This is a genomic window from Streptomyces sp. NBC_00433, from assembly GCA_036015235.1.
GTDB lineage: Bacteria > Actinomycetota > Actinomycetes > Streptomycetales > Streptomycetaceae > Actinacidiphila.
The window spans coordinates 541,019-556,536 of sequence record CP107926.1 but is presented as its reverse complement, the minus strand read 5'-3'; the positions used below and the strand labels follow the sequence as shown (position 1 = coordinate 556,536).

13 protein-coding genes and 1 riboswitch are annotated in these 15,518 nt (G+C 72.5%); of the genes, 9 read left to right on the top strand and 4 right to left on the bottom strand.

Features of this window, described 5'->3' with window-relative positions:
- Positions 1-83: 83 nt before the first annotated feature.
- Both OG900_02360 and OG900_02355 read right to left on the bottom strand, forming a co-directional pair.
- Positions 84-2,135 carry a DNRLRE domain-containing protein gene (locus OG900_02360; GenBank protein ID WUH89087.1) on the bottom strand — a complete coding sequence of 684 codons (2,052 nt, stop codon included), beginning with the start codon at positions 2,133-2,135 and terminating at the stop codon, positions 84-86.
- Positions 2,136-2,275: 140 nt separating this feature from the next.
- Positions 2,276-3,709: an MFS transporter gene (locus OG900_02355; GenBank protein ID WUH89086.1), complete on the bottom strand. Its 1,434-nt coding sequence runs from the start codon at positions 3,707-3,709 to the stop codon at positions 2,276-2,278.
- A 476-nt stretch (positions 3,710-4,185) separates the two neighbouring features.
- Positions 4,186-4,246: riboswitch (guanidine-III (ykkC-III) riboswitch) on the top strand.
- Between the two features lie 33 nt (positions 4,247-4,279).
- Here OG900_02355 and OG900_02350 point away from each other — a divergent pair.
- The 9 genes from OG900_02350 (at position 4,280) to OG900_02310 (ending at position 11,809) form a co-directional block, all read left to right on the top strand.
- On the top strand, positions 4,280-4,600 hold the full coding sequence (locus OG900_02350; protein ID WUH89085.1) for a multidrug efflux SMR transporter: 321 nt from the start codon (positions 4,280-4,282) through the stop codon (positions 4,598-4,600).
- Positions 4,601-4,730: 130 nt separating this feature from the next.
- Positions 4,731-5,879, top strand: coding sequence for an inorganic phosphate transporter (locus OG900_02345; GenBank protein ID WUH89084.1), 1,149 nt, complete (start codon positions 4,731-4,733; stop codon positions 5,877-5,879).
- 56 nt (positions 5,880-5,935) lie between these two features.
- The gene (locus tag OG900_02340) at positions 5,936-6,166 is read left to right on the top strand and encodes a hypothetical protein (GenBank protein WUH89083.1); all 231 of its coding nucleotides are present in this window, start codon (positions 5,936-5,938) and stop codon (positions 6,164-6,166) included.
- 63 nt (positions 6,167-6,229) lie between these two features.
- Positions 6,230-7,132, top strand: a complete 903-nt coding sequence (gene ppk2 / locus OG900_02335) for a polyphosphate kinase 2 (GenBank protein ID WUH95588.1) — start codon at positions 6,230-6,232, stop codon at positions 7,130-7,132.
- Entirely contained in the window at positions 7,125-8,228 is a 1,104-nt protein-coding gene (locus tag OG900_02330; protein WUH89082.1) for a P1 family peptidase, read from the top strand. Before ppk2 ends, OG900_02330 begins: the two co-directional genes overlap by 8 nt.
- Before the next feature lie 75 nt (positions 8,229-8,303).
- Positions 8,304-9,011, top strand: coding sequence for a DedA family protein (locus OG900_02325; protein WUH89081.1), 708 nt, complete (start codon positions 8,304-8,306; stop codon positions 9,009-9,011).
- 134 nt (positions 9,012-9,145) lie between these two features.
- Positions 9,146-9,862: a DUF4232 domain-containing protein gene (locus tag OG900_02320; GenBank protein WUH89080.1), complete on the top strand. Its 717-nt coding sequence runs from the start codon at positions 9,146-9,148 to the stop codon at positions 9,860-9,862.
- A 10-nt stretch (positions 9,863-9,872) separates the two neighbouring features.
- The gene (locus OG900_02315) at positions 9,873-10,703 is read left to right on the top strand and encodes a GH25 family lysozyme (protein WUH89079.1); all 831 of its coding nucleotides are present in this window, start codon (positions 9,873-9,875) and stop codon (positions 10,701-10,703) included.
- A 68-nt stretch (positions 10,704-10,771) separates the two neighbouring features.
- Positions 10,772-11,809 carry a PHP domain-containing protein gene (locus tag OG900_02310; protein WUH89078.1) on the top strand — a complete coding sequence of 346 codons (1,038 nt, stop codon included), beginning with the start codon at positions 10,772-10,774 and terminating at the stop codon, positions 11,807-11,809.
- A gap of 66 nt (positions 11,810-11,875) precedes the next feature.
- Here the strand turns inward: OG900_02310 and OG900_02305 are convergent, their stop codons facing one another.
- Positions 11,876-13,966 carry a cellulose binding domain-containing protein gene (locus OG900_02305; protein ID WUH89077.1) on the bottom strand — a complete coding sequence of 697 codons (2,091 nt, stop codon included), beginning with the start codon at positions 13,964-13,966 and terminating at the stop codon, positions 11,876-11,878.
- Positions 13,967-14,103: 137 nt separating this feature from the next.
- The gene (gene sthA / locus OG900_02300; protein ID WUH89076.1) at positions 14,104-15,507 is read right to left on the bottom strand and encodes a Si-specific NAD(P)(+) transhydrogenase; all 1,404 of its coding nucleotides are present in this window, start codon (positions 15,505-15,507) and stop codon (positions 14,104-14,106) included.
- Positions 15,508-15,518: the final 11 nt, after the last annotated feature.

Here is a 15,518-nt window from a genome sequence, read left to right as displayed (position 1 = left end):
AACCGCCGCATCCTAGTGGGCGGTCGCTCCCCGGGGCGCGCGGATTACCGGGCGCCGGGCGCGAGGGCCCGGCACCCGGCGGGTCACGGCCGGCCGAAGGTCAGGGCCAGTTGCGGGTGGCCCGAGGTGCCCGGCGCCTCCCGGGACAAGAACCAGGCGGAGTCGGTGCCCGCCGCGGTCAGCGCGAGGTCGAACGGGCCGCCGAGCGCCGAGGTGAGCGCGGGCACGGACAGCGACGCGGAATAGTCGCCCTGCAGGGCGGCGGGCGCCGGCAGGGTGCCGATGACGGCCGGGTCCAGCTCGGGCTGGGTCGACCAGGTCACGTCGCCCTCGGTCCAACTGCCCGTGACGTGCTGCACGCTGACCGGGTCGACGGAGTTCGCGGCGTCGTCCGCGCTGGTGCGCAGGGTCAGTTGGGCGCTCTTGAGGACCATCCCCGCGGGTGCGGCGGGCAGGTCGAAGCGCAGATACGCGGTGTAGGGGGAGCTGCCCCGGACCGCGAACTGCTGGTCGGAGCCGTAAGCGGTGCTGGGAGCACCGGCGTTGGCGTAGGTGTCGGCGCTGTCATCGACGGTGAGGGTGGTCGACGTCGCGGTGCCGTAGGTCGTGACGGTCGCCGCGGCCGATCGGGCACTGGTGTTGCCGGCCGCGTCGCTCGCCGCGACCTGGTAGGCGTAGGTCGTGCCCTCATCGGTCTTGTTGTCGGCCAGGCCGAGCGTCGGGCGGATCCAGAAGGTGGAACTGCCGCTGACGGTGGCGATCTTGGCGCCGTTGCGGTAGATCGTGTACGTCAGCGCGGAGTCGTCGAGGTCGAGCGAGGCCTGCCAGTTGAGCCGTACGCTGCCCAGGGCCAGCCGTGCGGTCACCGCCTCCGGCACGGACGGGGTGCGGGTGTCCGGGGTGTTCGCGAACCTGGTCAGGCCCTGCTGCGGCCGGTTGCCGTTGCTGGCGATCCGGGTGAATTCGCCGCCCACCCACAGGTAGTCGGTGCCGCCCTTGGAGGCGGTGGTCAGCGCGCGCGGGCCGATCTGCTCGGTGCCGGCCGGGCCGTCGTCGGTGTCGGGGAACCAGCCGAGCAGCGGGCGCGGGTTGTTGACCGACTCGGCGAGCAGGTGCTGCCGGTCGTCCATCTGCGGGAACTGCCCCATGGTGGAGCAGTTGTGGGCGTGCGAGGCGCTGTAGAGCACGCCCTTGTAGACCTGCACGGCCTGCGTGGCGCCCAGGCAGGTGTCGCGCCAGCGCTGGTCGAGCGTGCTGTAGTCGACGGCGATCCGGCCGTCGAAGACCCCGCCGCCGGTGCCCTCGTTGCCGGTGTAGAAGCCGGTGGCGTCGGAGGACAGGGTCTGCACGGTCGAGGTCGGCGGGATGAATCCCGGATAGGTCCGCACGTTCGCGCCGGTCGTGGCATTCACCACGGCCAGCGCGTGCGAGTCGGCGCCGTTGACGGTGTTGAAGTCGCCGCCGATCACCACCTTGGAACCGTCCGGGGTGACCAGCAGCGCCTTGCCGTTGTCGTCGGCCTCGGGTGCGAAGGGCTTGAGCGCGCCGGTGGTGCCGACCGCGGCGAAGTGCTGCCGGGTCTGGCCGCCCACGGAGGTGAAATTCCCCCCGAAGTAGACGGTGTCGGCGGTCGCCGTGATGCCGCGCACCTGGGCGGACACCGACACCTTGAAGTCGCTCTTGACCGTGCAGGTGGCGATGTCGACGGCCGCCAGGTTGCTGGCCGCGGTGCCGTTGACCGACCCGAACGTGCCGCCCGCGTAGAGCGTCGACTTGTCGGGCGACACCGCCAGCGCCCGTACGGTCGCGATGCCGCTGCCGACGGTGAACGACAGCCGGCAGGAGGTCGGGGCGCCGGAAGCGGCGTCGAAGGCCTGGAAGTTGAGCGCCTGCTGCTCGCCGGTCCCCGCGGCGGCACCCGGCGGCCTGACCGAGGAGAAGGTGCCCCCGGCGAAGACCACGCCGTTCGCCTGCGCCAGTGCCCACACGACGCCGTTGGTCTGCCAGGTCGACAGGTCGTCCGCGGTCATCCCCAACGGAGCCGTCAGCGCCCCGGCCGGCTCCGCCGACGAGAACCCGACCATCGAGGCCGCCGCCATGCCCGCCGCGACGACTCCCGCACTGCTTCTTCTCATACGCCCCCCTGCTCCCCCCACCAGGCACGCGCCGGTCCAACGCGTGCAACACGTGGCAAGGCTAGCGTTTGCACCACTATCGGGTGGTGAACTCGCCGCTTCCGGCCCGCAGTCGGACGACTGCGGGCCGGAAGCGGCGGTCAGCCCTTGCCGCCGTGTCCGGCGGCCACCGGCGCGTCCTGCGCGCCCTGGACGGCCGGTGCGTCCGCCGGGGCGGGGCGGCGGCCCGGGATGCCGAGGGCGATGAGCGCCCCGAGGACGGCGTAACCGGTCACCGCGGTCATCGCCGCCGTGAAGCCCCGGGTGAACTGCTCCGGGGACCCGTAGCCGCCGCGGGCGGAGAAGACCGCGACCGTGACCGCGACCCCGAGGACGCCGCCGAAGATCCGCAGCATCATGAACACCCCGGAGGCCTGGCCGATCTCCTGCGGCCGCACCGCGCCGACGACCGCGCGCTGCGCCGCCGGCATCACCATGGTCAGGCCGATGCCGCTGGTGACCAGCGCGGGCAGCAGCGTCAGGTAGTCCGTACCGGTGCCGGCGACCAGCGCGATCCACCCCATGCTCGCGGCCTGCAGCAGCAGGCCGCCGATGACGAAGGCCCGCTCGCCGAGGGTGTCGGCGAGCCGTCCCACGAGCGGCGCGCACACCATCAGCGTCGCCGACCACGGCATCAGCCGCAGCCCCGCGCCCAGCGGACCGGTGCCCAGCACCGTCTGGAAATACTGCGCCAGGAAGAACAGCGTGCCGTACAGCGACGCGAAGAGCATGAAATTCGCCGGGTTGGCCGTGGCGAAGGCCCGCGCGCGGAAGAAGCGCATCGGCAGCATCGGCGCCTCCGTCCGCTGCTCCCAGCGCACGAAGGCGGTCAGCAGCGCGGCGCCGAGCACCCACGACCCCAGCACCTCCGCGCTGCTCCAGCCCGCGGTGTTGCCGCGGACCAGGCCCCACACCAGGCCGAAGGCGGACAGCGTCACCAGCACCACCCCGACCAGGTCGAACCGGCTGTTCTGGCCGAAGCTCTCGACGACGCGCCGGGTGGTGAACGCGATCGTGACCAGCCCGACCGGCAGGTTCAGCCAGAAGATCCACTGCCAGGCCAGGCCCTCGGCGACCACGCCGCCGATGAAGGGGCCGCTGAAGGTCGCGAGCCCGGTGAAGCCCAGGTAGAGCCCCATAGCCCTGCCCCGCTGCTGCGGCGGGAAGATCGCGCCGATCATGGTGAGCGACAGCGGCAGCACCATCGCGGCGCCCGCGCCCTGCACGGCGCGGAAGGCGATCAGCGCACCGATGTTCGGCGACAGCGCGCACGCCGCCGACGCGGCGGTGAAGGTCGCGAGCCCGCCGGTGAACATCCGCCGGCGGCCGAAACGGTCGCCCAGCGCCGCTCCGGTCAGCAGCAGCACCGCGAACGCCAGGTTGTACGCGTTGACGACCCACTCGAGTGACTCGGTCGAGGCCGTCAGGTCCTGCCGGATCGTCGTCAGCGCCGTCGAGACGACGACGCTGTCCATTGCCATCATGAAGGACGCCAGTGACGCGAGTCCCAGCACCCATGCCTGTTCGGACGTCATCCGTCCCTTGTCGCCGGCCACCGTTCTCCCTCTGCTCCCGTCGCCCGGGGCGCGCGGTCCGCGCCCCGGTCCTGGGCTGCTCTTCCGGGTAGACACCGGTGCCGCGGAAAACTGGTCAGGAAGGGGAGCGGGCAGAGCGGAGCCGGGAGGGCTGCGCCCGCGGCAGCCCTCCCGGGTCCTGTGTCCCGGCGCCGTCCACCTCCCGCCGCCCCACCAGGGCTCGGTGCGGGCGACGACCGCGCCGTCCACCGACAGCTCCGCCTCCGCTCGCCGACCCGGTGCCCACCGTCGGCGGCGCGCTGCTGCGCACGCCCGCCGCCGGCGAGCGCGAGGTGCGGGTGGGCCTCTGGTCGAGGCACACGTCTTCGGCAGGGGCCACCGGCTGCGGCTGCACGTCGCGGCGAGCAGCCACCCGCGCCGGGAGGTCACCGGCGGCCCGCGGTGGTCAACCGCACCGCTGTCGTAATGCCGGAACTTGCTACCCTTGCGGGAACCCGACGAGAGCGTCGTACCGGGACCCTGCAAAGACGACGCACCCCCGTAAGTCCACATCCCACGGAGGTGCCTCCCATGGCATGGGTCCTGATCATCGCCGCCGGCCTGCTCGAAGTGGCCTGGTCGATCGGCATGAAGTACACCGACGGCTTCACCCGCCTGTGGCCGAGCGTCTTCACCGGCGCCGGCATCGTCGCCAGCATGCTGCTGCTCTCGCGGGGCGCCAAGTCGCTCCCGATCGGTACGGCCTACGGAGTGTGGGTCGGAATCGGCGCGGCAGGTGCCGCCGTCGTCGGCATGCTGGCCCTCGGTGAGCCCGCCACCGCCGCCCGGATCCTCTTCGTCGCGCTGCTGCTCGTCGCGGTGGTCGGCCTCAAGGCGACCTCGGGCCACTGAGACGGCCCCGGGGCGGCCCGGGACCTGCCGGGCCGCCCCGGGCTGCCGGGCGGGGCGTCTCCTTCACCTCGCCCACCCGGCTTAACGTGTCCTTCCCCGGTTGTACGCCTACCGCTGGTTACCTGGGGTGATGGACCACATCACTTTCCTTGTGGCAATGGTCATCGTCACGGCCCTGGCCTTCGACTTCACGAACGGTTTCCATGACACCGCCAACGCGATGGCGACCTCCATCGCGACCGGCGCCCTGCGCCCCAAGGTCGCCGTCGCGATCAGCGGTGTCCTCAACCTGGTGGGCGCCTTCCTGTCCACCGAGGTGGCCAAGACGATCTCCGGCGGCATCGTGGACGACGCCCTCGTCACCCCCGGCATGATCTTCGCCGGCCTGATCGGCGCCATCCTGTGGAATCTCATGACCTGGCTGCTCGGCCTGCCGTCCAGCTCCTCGCACGCGCTCTTCGGCGGCCTGATCGGCGCGGTGTGGGTCGGCGCGGGGCGCGACGGGGTCGATTTCACCAAGGTCGTGGAGAAGATCCTCATCCCCGCGGTCGCCTCGCCGGTCGTGGCGGGCCTGGCCGCGCTGGCGGCCACCTACCTGGCGTACCGGATCACCGCCCGCGCCTCGCGGGACCGGGTCTCCAAGGGCTTCAGGGCCGGGCAGGTCGCGTCCGCCTCGCTGGTCTCGCTCGCGCACGGCACCAACGACGCCCAGAAGACCATGGGCGTGATCACCCTCGCGCTGATCTCCTGCGGCGCGCTCGGCCACGACGCGGGGCCGCCGGTGTGGGTGATCCTCACCTCGGGGCTGGCCATCGCGCTCGGCACGTACATCGGCGGCTGGCGGATCATCCGCACCATGGGCAAGGGCCTCGTGGACATCCAGTCCCCGCAGGGCTTCGCCGCCGAGTCGGCGGCGACCGCCGTCATCCTCAGCTCGGCCAACCTCGGCTTCGCCCTGTCCACCACCCAGGTCTGCTCGGGCGGCATCCTGGGCGCCGGCGTCGGCCGCCGCCTCGCCGAGGTCCGGTGGAGCACCGCCGGGCGGATGGCACTGGCCTGGCTGGTGACGCTGCCGGCCGCCGCGGGGGTCGGGGCGCTGGCCGCCGGTGCCGTCGTGCACGGCGGCACCCTCGGCATCGTGCTGATCGCCCTGGCGGCGGTGGCCGTCTCCGGGGTCATCGTGGTGCTGTCGCGCCGCAACCCGGTCCACGCGGACAATGTGAACAACGCCACGACCGCGTCCGTCCGCCCCGGTGAACCCGCCGGCGCCGGCGCGTGAGCACATGACATGACCTGCAGCGGGCACAACGGGAAGCAACGGACCGGGAGCGGCGTATGGACGTGAAATGGGGATCCCTGGGCCAGGTCGCGGTGGTGGGCTTCGGCGCCACCGTGGGCGTGGTGCTGATCTTCGCGCTGGGCGTACGGGCGCTGGCCGGCCGCGACACCGCCCGCACCGCGGGCCGGGACGGTACGGCCGAGGCGACCGCCGCGGGCGCGTGCTTCGCGGTGTGCGCGGCCGCCGTGCTGTACGGGCTGTATCTGATCATTCCGCAGTTCCACTGACGGACCGGCGGCGAAAGGCGGGACATAGTGGCTACGGACACCGGAGCGGCGCTCCTCGCGGGGATGCGTGTCGACTACACCGACCAGGACGACCCGGTCCTGGTGCGCCCCGACGGCAGCGTCGTGGACACCTGGCGGGAGAACTACCCGTACGACGCCAGGATGGAGCGCCCCGAATACGAGGTGCACAAGCGGCTGCAGCAGATCGAGCTGCTCAAGCTGCAGAGCTGGGTCAAGGAGACCGGGCAGCGCATCGTCATACTCTTCGAGGGCCGGGACGCCGCGGGCAAGGGCGGCACCATCAAGCGCTTCATCGAGCACCTCAACCCGCGCGGCGCCCGGGTGGTCGCGCTGGAGAAGCCCACCGAGCGGGAGAGCGGGCAGTGGTATTTCCAGCGCTACGTCGCCCATCTGCCGACCGCCGGTGAGATCGTGCTCTTCGACCGGTCCTGGTACAACCGGGCGGGCGTCGAGCGGGTCATGGGCTTCTGCAGCGACGACGAATACCACCGCTTCATGCGGCAGGCGCCCGGCTTCGAGCGGATGCTCGTCGACGACGGCATCGCCCTGGTCAAGTTCTGGTTCTCCGTCTCGCGCGACGAGCAGCGCACCCGCTTCACCATCCGGCAGGTCGACCCGGTGCGGCAGTGGAAGCTCAGCCCGATGGACCTCGCCTCGCTCGACCGGTGGGAGGACTACACCAAGGCGAAGGTCGCGATGTTCCAGGACACCGACACCGAATACGCGCCCTGGACGGTGGTCAAGAGCAACGACAAGAAGCGCGCCAGGGTCGAGGCGATGCGCAGCGTCCTGGCCCGCTTCGACTACACCGACCGCGACGACGAGGTGGTCGGCACCCCCGACCCGCTGATCATCGGAGCGGCCGCCAACCTGCTGGAGGCCGGTGAGGACGCGGCGGCGCACTCCCGGCTGCCGGGCACCGACGGGGAAGCGGCGGATGGGTGACGAGGTGCCCGGCGCGGCCGACGCGCTGACCGACGTGGCCGGGCTGCGCGTCGGCCACGCCGGGCGGGCCGGCGGCGGCTGGCTCACCGGGGTGACCGTGGTGCTGGCCCCCGCGGGCGGCGTGGTGACCGCGGTCGACGTGCGCGGCGGCGGCCCCGGCACCCGGGAGACCGACGCGCTCGACCCGCGTAATCTCGTTCCCGCCGTGGAAGCGGTGGTGCTGGCCGGCGGCAGCGCCTTCGGCCTGGACGCGGCCTCCGGCGTGATGGCCTGGCTGGAGGAGCGGGGCCGCGGCTTCCGGGTCGGCGGTCCCGGGCAGGTGGTGCCGGTGGTGCCGGCCGCCGCGCTGTTCGACCTCGGCCGCGGCGGCGACTGGGGCGCCCGCCCCGGACCGGCGCTCGGCCGCGCGGCGGCCGAGGCAGCGGCGGCGACGGCGGAGGGCGCACCGGTCCCGCAGGGCAATGTCGGGGCCGGTACGGGCGCGGTCGCCGGCGGCCTCAAGGGCGGCGTCGGCACCGCCAGCCTCGTGCTGCCCTCGGGCACGACGGTGGCCGCGCTCGCGGTGGTCAACGCGGCGGGTTCGGTCGTGGACCCGGACACCGGCGCGCTGTGGGCGGGGCCGGGAACCGTACCGGACGCGGCCGGCGGCCCCGTGCCGCCCGAGGTCAGGGAAAGGGCGCGGCAGCGGCTCGCCGAGGCCGCCGCGGCGACCGGGGACCGGCAGGCGCGTCCGCTCAACACCACGCTGGCCGTGGTCGCCACCGACGCCGCACTGACCCGCGCCCAGGCGCACAAGCTCGCGGGCAGCGCGCACGACGGGCTGGCGCGCGCGGTCCGCCCGGTGCATCTGCTGTCCGACGGCGACACCGTCTTCGCCATGGCCACCGGCCGCCGCCCGCTCGTACCACCGGACGAGAGTGCCGCCGCCGACCCGGCCTTCGGGGTGCACGTCGAGGCGGGCGCGCTGAATTCGGTGCTGGCCGCGGGCGCCGACGCGCTCACCCGCGCGGTGCGGCACGCCGTCCTCGCCGCCGAGACCGTCGAAGGCCCAGGCGGGGTCTTCCCCGGCTACCGGGACCTCTACCGGGCCGCCTGAGGGCTGTCCCGCATTTCCCGGCGCGTCATGCGGGGGTTGCCGTGCGGGACGCGGCCGAGCGGGAAGGCTCGGTTCATGAAATCCATCACCGACTGGCTCGCGAACTCCTCCGGCATCGCGGTCTACGCGGTCGTGGGCGCCCTGGTCTTCTGCGAGGACGCGCTCTTCTTCGGCTTCGTGCTGCCGGGGGAGACCGCGGTGGTGCTCGGCGGGGTGGTCGCGGGGCAGGGGCGGGTGTCGGTCTACTGGCTGAGCGCCGTGGTCGTGCTGGCCGCGATCGCCGGGGACTCGGTCGGTTACGAGGTCGGCCGGCGCTTCGGCCCGCGCATCCTGGAGACCAAGGCGCTGCGCGGGCACGAGGCGCGGATCGACCAGGCCAGGAACTTCATCCGCCGCCGCGGGCCCGTCGCGGTCTTCCTCGGCCGCTTCATCGCCTTCTTCCGCGCCCTGATGCCGGCGCTCGCCGGCATGTCGCGGATGCCGTACCGGACGTTCCTGCTCTTCAACGCGCTCGGCGGGCTGGTCTGGGGCGTCGGCTTCACGCTGGTGGGCTACTTCGCGGGTACGGCGTACAAGCGGGTCGAGAAGACGGCGGGCACGGCGGTGGCCATCGTGGTGGCGGTGATCGTGGTGTCCGCCGCGGTGGTCTGGGAGGTCCGCCGCCACCGGGCGGGGCGGGGCGGCGGCAGCGGTGATGACGGCGATGACGGGGGCAAGGACGACGGCAGCGACAGCGCCGACGACAGCGACAACACCGGCGGCAGGGACACGGACCGCGACTGACGGGGCGTACTGATGTTCGTGCGACGGAGGTGTGTGCTGTTTCTGTTGTTTCCCTGTGGTGACAATGTGCCGAGACAGCAACAATCCGGGCTCCACAGGTTCAAAACGGGCCCGCGGAGAGTAAATCGAGCAGTATGCCTACTTCGTCACCCCGTCCCGCGGCCGCCGACCCGAAGCGGTCGCGCCGCCGCGGCACCCTCCTCGTCGCGGCGACCGTGACCCTGCTGGCCGCGGCCGCCGCGGGCTGCGGCGACGAGAACGCGTCCGGCTCGTCCGCGCCCGCCACCGGCGCACCCTCGTCCCCGTCCTCCTCCGCGGCGGCGCCCGGCACACCGGGCGACACGGCCGGCGACACCGCGACGGCCACCGCGCCGGCCGGCACGCAGCCGCCCGCGCGGCCCACCGCCGCCGCACCTCCCGCCGACACGTCCAAGGACGCCAAACCGCAGGCCGCCACCGCCCGCTGCACCGTCACCGGGCTGAAGATGACCCTGGGCCGCGGCGACCCGGGCGCGGGCAACATCTACTTCCCGCTGGACTTCACCAACACCACCTCGCACACCTGCACCCTCGACGGCTTCCCCGGCGTGTCGCTGCTGCGCGGCGACGGCAGCGTCATCGGCAGGCCGGCGGCCCGCCGAGGCGTCAGGCCCGCCGCCGTGCGCATCGCGCCGGGACAGACCGTCGAGGCCGATCTGCACACGCTCAACCAGGGTGTGAAGGGCGACAGCTGCTGGCGCAAGCCGACCCTGATCATGGTCTACCCGCCGGGATCGACCGACTCCATGACCCTCGCCACGTCGAACCCGGTCGTCTGCGGCGACACCTTCGACGTCGGCCCCGTGCACTGAGAGGACCGCCGTGACGGTCGACGGAATCGATATCGCCTCCTACCAGAGCAGCGACTACAGCACCACCGGCCTGGACTTCGTGATGGTCAAGGCCACCGAGGGCACCTCCTACGTCAACCCCAAGCACCCCGCCCAGATCGCCACGGGGCGCGCGCACGGCCTGGTCGTCGGCCACTACCACTTCGCCCGGTCCGGCTCGATGACCGCGCAGGCCGACTACTTCCTCGCGCACTGCGGTGCCAGGGCCGGCGACGTGCTGGCCTTCGACTGGGAGGACACCGGGGTGCCGGGCGCCGACAAGGACGCCTGGCTGCGGCACGTGCAGGCCAAGGCGCCCGAGCACCGGGTCGTCCTCTACTGCAACCGGGACTTCTGGCTGCACCGCGACAGCACGTCGTTCTGCGCCGACGGACTGTGGATCGCCGACCCCTCGGCGCCCGAGGGCCATCCGAGGGTCGAGCACCCGTGGCTCTTCCACCAGTACAGCTCGGCCGGCGGCCTGGACCGCAACGTCGGGAATTTCGCCAGCCCGGGCGCCCTGCGCAGCTGGGCGGGCAAGGGCCCCGCACCGCGCTACGAGCCCTTCCCGGGCGCCGGCTGGTTCACCGCCGGGCGCCGCTCGCCGATCGTGGCCGCCATGCACGACCGGCTGGTCGCCGCCAGCTGCAACCACTACACCAGCACCGCGAACAAGGACGTCATCGGCTCCGGCGACGTGGCCTCCTACGAGGCCTGGCAGCGCAAGTACAACACCGCGCACCACAAAGGCTGGACCGGCTCCGCCCTGAAGTGGCCGCCCGGTGCGGAGACCTGGGACGCTCTGCACGTCCCGAACGTGTGACCGCCGCGAACGTGTGACCCGGGCGGCGCCGGCGTTACGCGGCATCCCCGAGCGGGAAACGGGTCTGCATGGAGCCGATCGAGGCACTGGAGCGGATCGCCTTCCTGCTGGAACGCGCCGACGCGCCCGTCTACCGTGTCCGGGCCTTCCGCAACGCCGCCGCGGCGCTGTCCGCGCTGCCGCCCGCCGACCTCGAAAGGCGGGCGGCGAGCGGCCGCTTCAGCGACCTCAAGGGCATCGGATCCACCACGGGCAAGGTCCTCACCGAGGTCGCCGCCGGCCGCACCCCCGGCTATCTGGCGGACCTGGAGAGGGACAGCGGCGGCCCGCTCACCGAGGGTGGCGCCACCCTGCGCGCGGCCCTGCGCGGCGACTGCCACCTGCACTCCGACTGGTCCGACGGCGGCAGCCCGATCGAGGCGATGGCGCTCGCCGCCCGGGACGCGGGACACCGGTGGGCGGTGCTCACCGACCACTCGCCGCGGCTGCGGATCGCCCACGGCCTGACGGCCGAGCGGCTGCGCCGCCAACTGGACGCGGTCGCGGAGCTGAACACCCGCCTCGCGCCCTTCCGGCTGCTCACCGGCATCGAGTGCGACATCCTCTCGGACGGGTCGCTCGACCAGGAGGACGAGCTGCTCGACCGGCTGGATCTCGTCGTCGCCTCGGCCCACTCCGAACTGCGGATGCCCGCCCCCGCCTTCACCCGGCGGCTGCTCGCCGCGGTCGGCAACCCGCTGGTCGACGTGCTCGGCCACTGCACCGGGCGGCTCATCGGCGACCGCGAGCGGCCCGAGTCGACCTACGACGCCGGGGCCGTCTTCGCCGCGTGCGCCGCGGCGGGCACCGCCGTGGAGATCAACAGCAGTCCCAAGCGCCTCGACCCGCCGCGCCGCCTGCTGGCCATGGCCAGGGACGCAGGCACCCTCTTCGCGATCGACAGCGACGCCCACGCGCCAGGCCAGCTGGACTGGCAGGTCTACGGCTGCGCCCGCGCCGAGGAGGCCGGCATCCCGGCCGGGCGGATCGTCAACACCTGGAGCGCGGAGGACCTGCTGGGCTGGACCGCGACCCGGCAGGTCCCGCCCGGCGCCGCGGAGGGCTGAGCGGGCCTGCCGCGCCCGGTGCCCCTGACAGGCACCGGGTGCGGCAGGCGGTTCGAGGGGGCGCGGTCACACGGTGGTGCAGACCGCCCCGTTGAGGGTGAAGACCGTCGGGTCCTGGTAGGCGCCGTTGTTGGCGCCGGTGAAGCCGAAGGTCGCCGAGTTCCCGCCGTTCGCGGCCAGCGTGCCGTTCCAGTCCACCGGGGTCGCCACCACGTGGGTGCCATCGAGGTGCAGGTTGGCGTTCCAGAAACCGCTGACCGACTCGCCGCTGCTGGGGAAGGAGAAGGCCAGCGTCCAGCCGGTGATCGGGTTGGGGCTGGTGTTGGTGACCGTCACATTGGCGTTGAAACCGTTGCCCCAGCCGGCGGTCAGGTCGTAGGAGACCTTGCAGGGCGCGTTCTGCGGGGTCCCGGTGCGTACGGTGACCGGGTCCGAGGGGCGGGAGAGCCTGCCGGCGGAGTCCCTGGCCAGGATGTTCCAGGTGAAGGTGCTGCCCGGGGTGAGGTTGGGGACGGTCGCCGAGGTGCCGGTGCTGCTGGCCAGCAGCTCGCTGACGCCGCCGAGCTGCCGGTAGACCTCGTAGCGGTCGACCTTGCCGCCGCTCGACGGCGTCCAGCTGACGGTGGCGCTGGTGGCGCCCGCGGCGGTGACCTTGGGGGCGCCGGGCGCGGTCAGCGCGGAGGCCGTGCCGGTCCTCGGGTGCACGGTCACGGTGGTGATCGAGTACGGCGGCAGGGTCCAGGTCCCGGTGTTGGCCGCGGTCGTGCTGTCGATCGAGGCGGCCTGGTCGCGGAAGGTGTCCACGGTCGCGGCCGAGCCGTCCGGGGTGAAGCCGGCGTAGTGCAGCGCGACGGTCTGGGCGGCGGCCGGGTCCTTGTTGATCAGCATCACGCTCAGGTCGCCGTTCGCCCGGTGCACCGCGTGCGCGGCCACCAGCCGGCTGCCGCTGGCCGCCGCGATCAACTGGTCGCCGGGTGTGCCGAGATGGCTGAGCATCGAGATCGCGTGGTAGGGCGCGAAGGGGGTGTTCATCGGCGGCTCGCACACCGTGCCGACGCAGGTGCCGCTGGACAGGATGCCGTAGTCGTTGTAGTCGGTGGCGCCGTCCGGGGCGGTGCTGATGCTGGTGGGGCCGTTGTGGGTGTCCCACCAGTCGACGGTGAAGACGCCGTTCTGCAGCGCGGTGAGATACGCGTCGGCGCCGAAGAGCGCGTTGGGCTGGGTGTCCTCGAAGACGTTGGAATTCAGCTCGGTCAGCGCGATCGGCATGGCGCCCACCCCGGCCGCGTCCAACTGGTCGTGCAGCTGCGCGAGTTCACCCGCCAGCTGGTCGGGGGTGCCCAGCATGCCCGCCGCGTCGGAGCCGCCCGGGTACCAGTGCACGATGACGAAGTCGGCCTTGCCGGCGATCAGCGGGATGACCGTGTGGTTCCAGTCGGCGGTCTCCCCGGCGCCCATCACCCCGTCAGGCCAGTTGCCGGGCAGCGTCAGGACCGCGCCGACCTTCACCGAGGGGTCGACCGCCTTCATCGCGGCGGCGTAGTCGGCGACGTTGTGCGCGTAGGCGGTGGGGGAGGTGTCGGCGTGGTTGTCGGTCTCCCAGCCGCTGCCGTAATGGCCGTTGCCGTACAGCTCGTTGCCGACCTCCCAGTATCGGGCGCCGTAGTGCTTGGTGACGTTGGAGTAGCGCACCCAGTCGGCGGCCTCCTGCGGAGTGCCCGAGCCGTAGTTGGCGATCAGGATCGGCTGGGCGCCGATCTTCTTGACGGTGCCCATGAAGGCGTCGAAGTCGGTGCCGGGCGCCACGTAGCCGCCCGGCGCGGTGTTGTCCTGCCAGTGGTAGATGTCGCCGTAGGAGCCGCCGGGATAGCGCAACATGCCGATGTTCGCCGCCGAGAGCAGGTTCTGCACCTCCGGCACGTTCATCTGCGCATCCCACACCGCGCTGTTGAGGCCGTAGGCGGTGCCGGGGATGGTGCCCTGCCCCTCGTTGGCGTTCACCGTGACGTCCACCGCGGAGGGCGCCGGCGCGCCCGGGTCGTCGGCCAGGGCGGTCCCGCCGCCGGCCAGCAGCGCGGCGCCGAGTGCCACGACGGAGGCGCAGGCGGCGAGCCGTCTGCGCAGAGGGGCCGAGCTGATCGAAGTGCCTGGGCGCACGGGAGTTCTCACCTTCGCGAGGCGGGACGTGGGGGGTGTGCGAGTGCGTGGGAGCGCTCCCATATTTGGCACGGCGATGCCGCTTGTCAATGCCCCGGTCAGGAACGGGAGTTCGGTCGCCCCCGCGGCGCCGCGGGTCAGTCGCCGAGCCGGTCGATCTGCCGGATCCGGTTCGTGACGTCCAGCGCCGCGATCTTGTACGACTCGGCCAGCGTCGGGTAGTTGAAGACCGCGTCCACCAGGTAGTCCACGGTGCCGCCGCACCCCATCACCGCGTGCCCGATGTGGATCAGCTCGGTCGCCCCGGTGCCGAAGCAGTGCACGCCGAGCAGCTTGCGGTCCTCGGGCGAGACCAGCAGCTTGAGCATGCCGTGCGCGTCGCCGATGATCTGGCCGCGGGCCAGCTCCCGGTAGCGGGAGACGCCCACCTCGAAGGGCACGGAGGCCTCGGTGAGCTGGTCCTCGGTGCGCCCGATGAAGCTGATCTCCGGAATGGTGTAGATGCCGATCGGCTGCAGGTCCTGCAAGCCGCGCGCCGGCTCGCCGAAGGCGTGGTAGGCCGCACACCGGCCCTGCTCCATCGAGGTCGCCGCCAGCGCCGGGAAGCCTATGACGTCGCCGACCGCGTAGATGTGCGGTACGGCCGTGCGGTAGTTGCCGTCCACCGTGATGCGGCCGCGCTTGTCCGCGCTCAGACCCGCCTTGTCCAGGCCGAGCCCGTCGGTGAGGCCCTGCCGGCCCGCCGAGTACATCACCGCGTCGGCCGCGATCTTCTTGCCGCTGGCCAGCACGGTGAGGGTGCCGCGCTCGTGCCGCTCGACGGCCGCCACCGTCTCACCGAAGCGGAAGGTCACCGCCAGGTCCCGCAGGTGGTATTTCAGCGCCTCGACGATCTCCGCGTCGCAGAAGTCCAGCATCGCGTCGCGCTGTTCGACCACCGTGATCCTGCTGCCCAGGGCGGCGAACATCGAGGCGTACTCCATGCCGATCACCCCGGCCCCGACGATCACCATCGAGCGCGGCACCCGCTCCATGTTGAGCACGCTGTCGGAGTCCATCACCGTACGGTCGTCGAACTCGACGGTCGCCGGGCGGGCCGGCCTGGTGCCGGTGGCTATCACGATGTGGTCGGCGGTCAGCACCCGCTCCTGGCCGCCGGGGCCGGTGACGGCCACGGTGTGCTCGTCGAGGAAGCGCCCGGTGCCGTCGAGCACCGTGATCCGGTTGCGGGACAGCTGGTTGCGGACCACGTCCACCTCGCGGCCGACCACGTGCTGGGTCCTGGCCGTCAGGTCGGCGACGGTGATGTCCTCCTTCAACCGGTAGCTCTGCCCGTACAGATCGCGCTGGTTGAGCCCGGTGAGGTAGAGCACCGCCTCACGCAGCGTCTTGGACGGGATGGTGCCGGTGTGCAGCGACACCCCGCCGAGCCGGTCGCCGCGGTCCACCAGGGCCGCGCGCCGTCCGAGTTTGGCCGCGGCGATGGCGGCCTTCTGCCCGCCGGGGCCGGAACCGATCACCAGAATGTCGAAGTCGCGCACCACATCAGTCT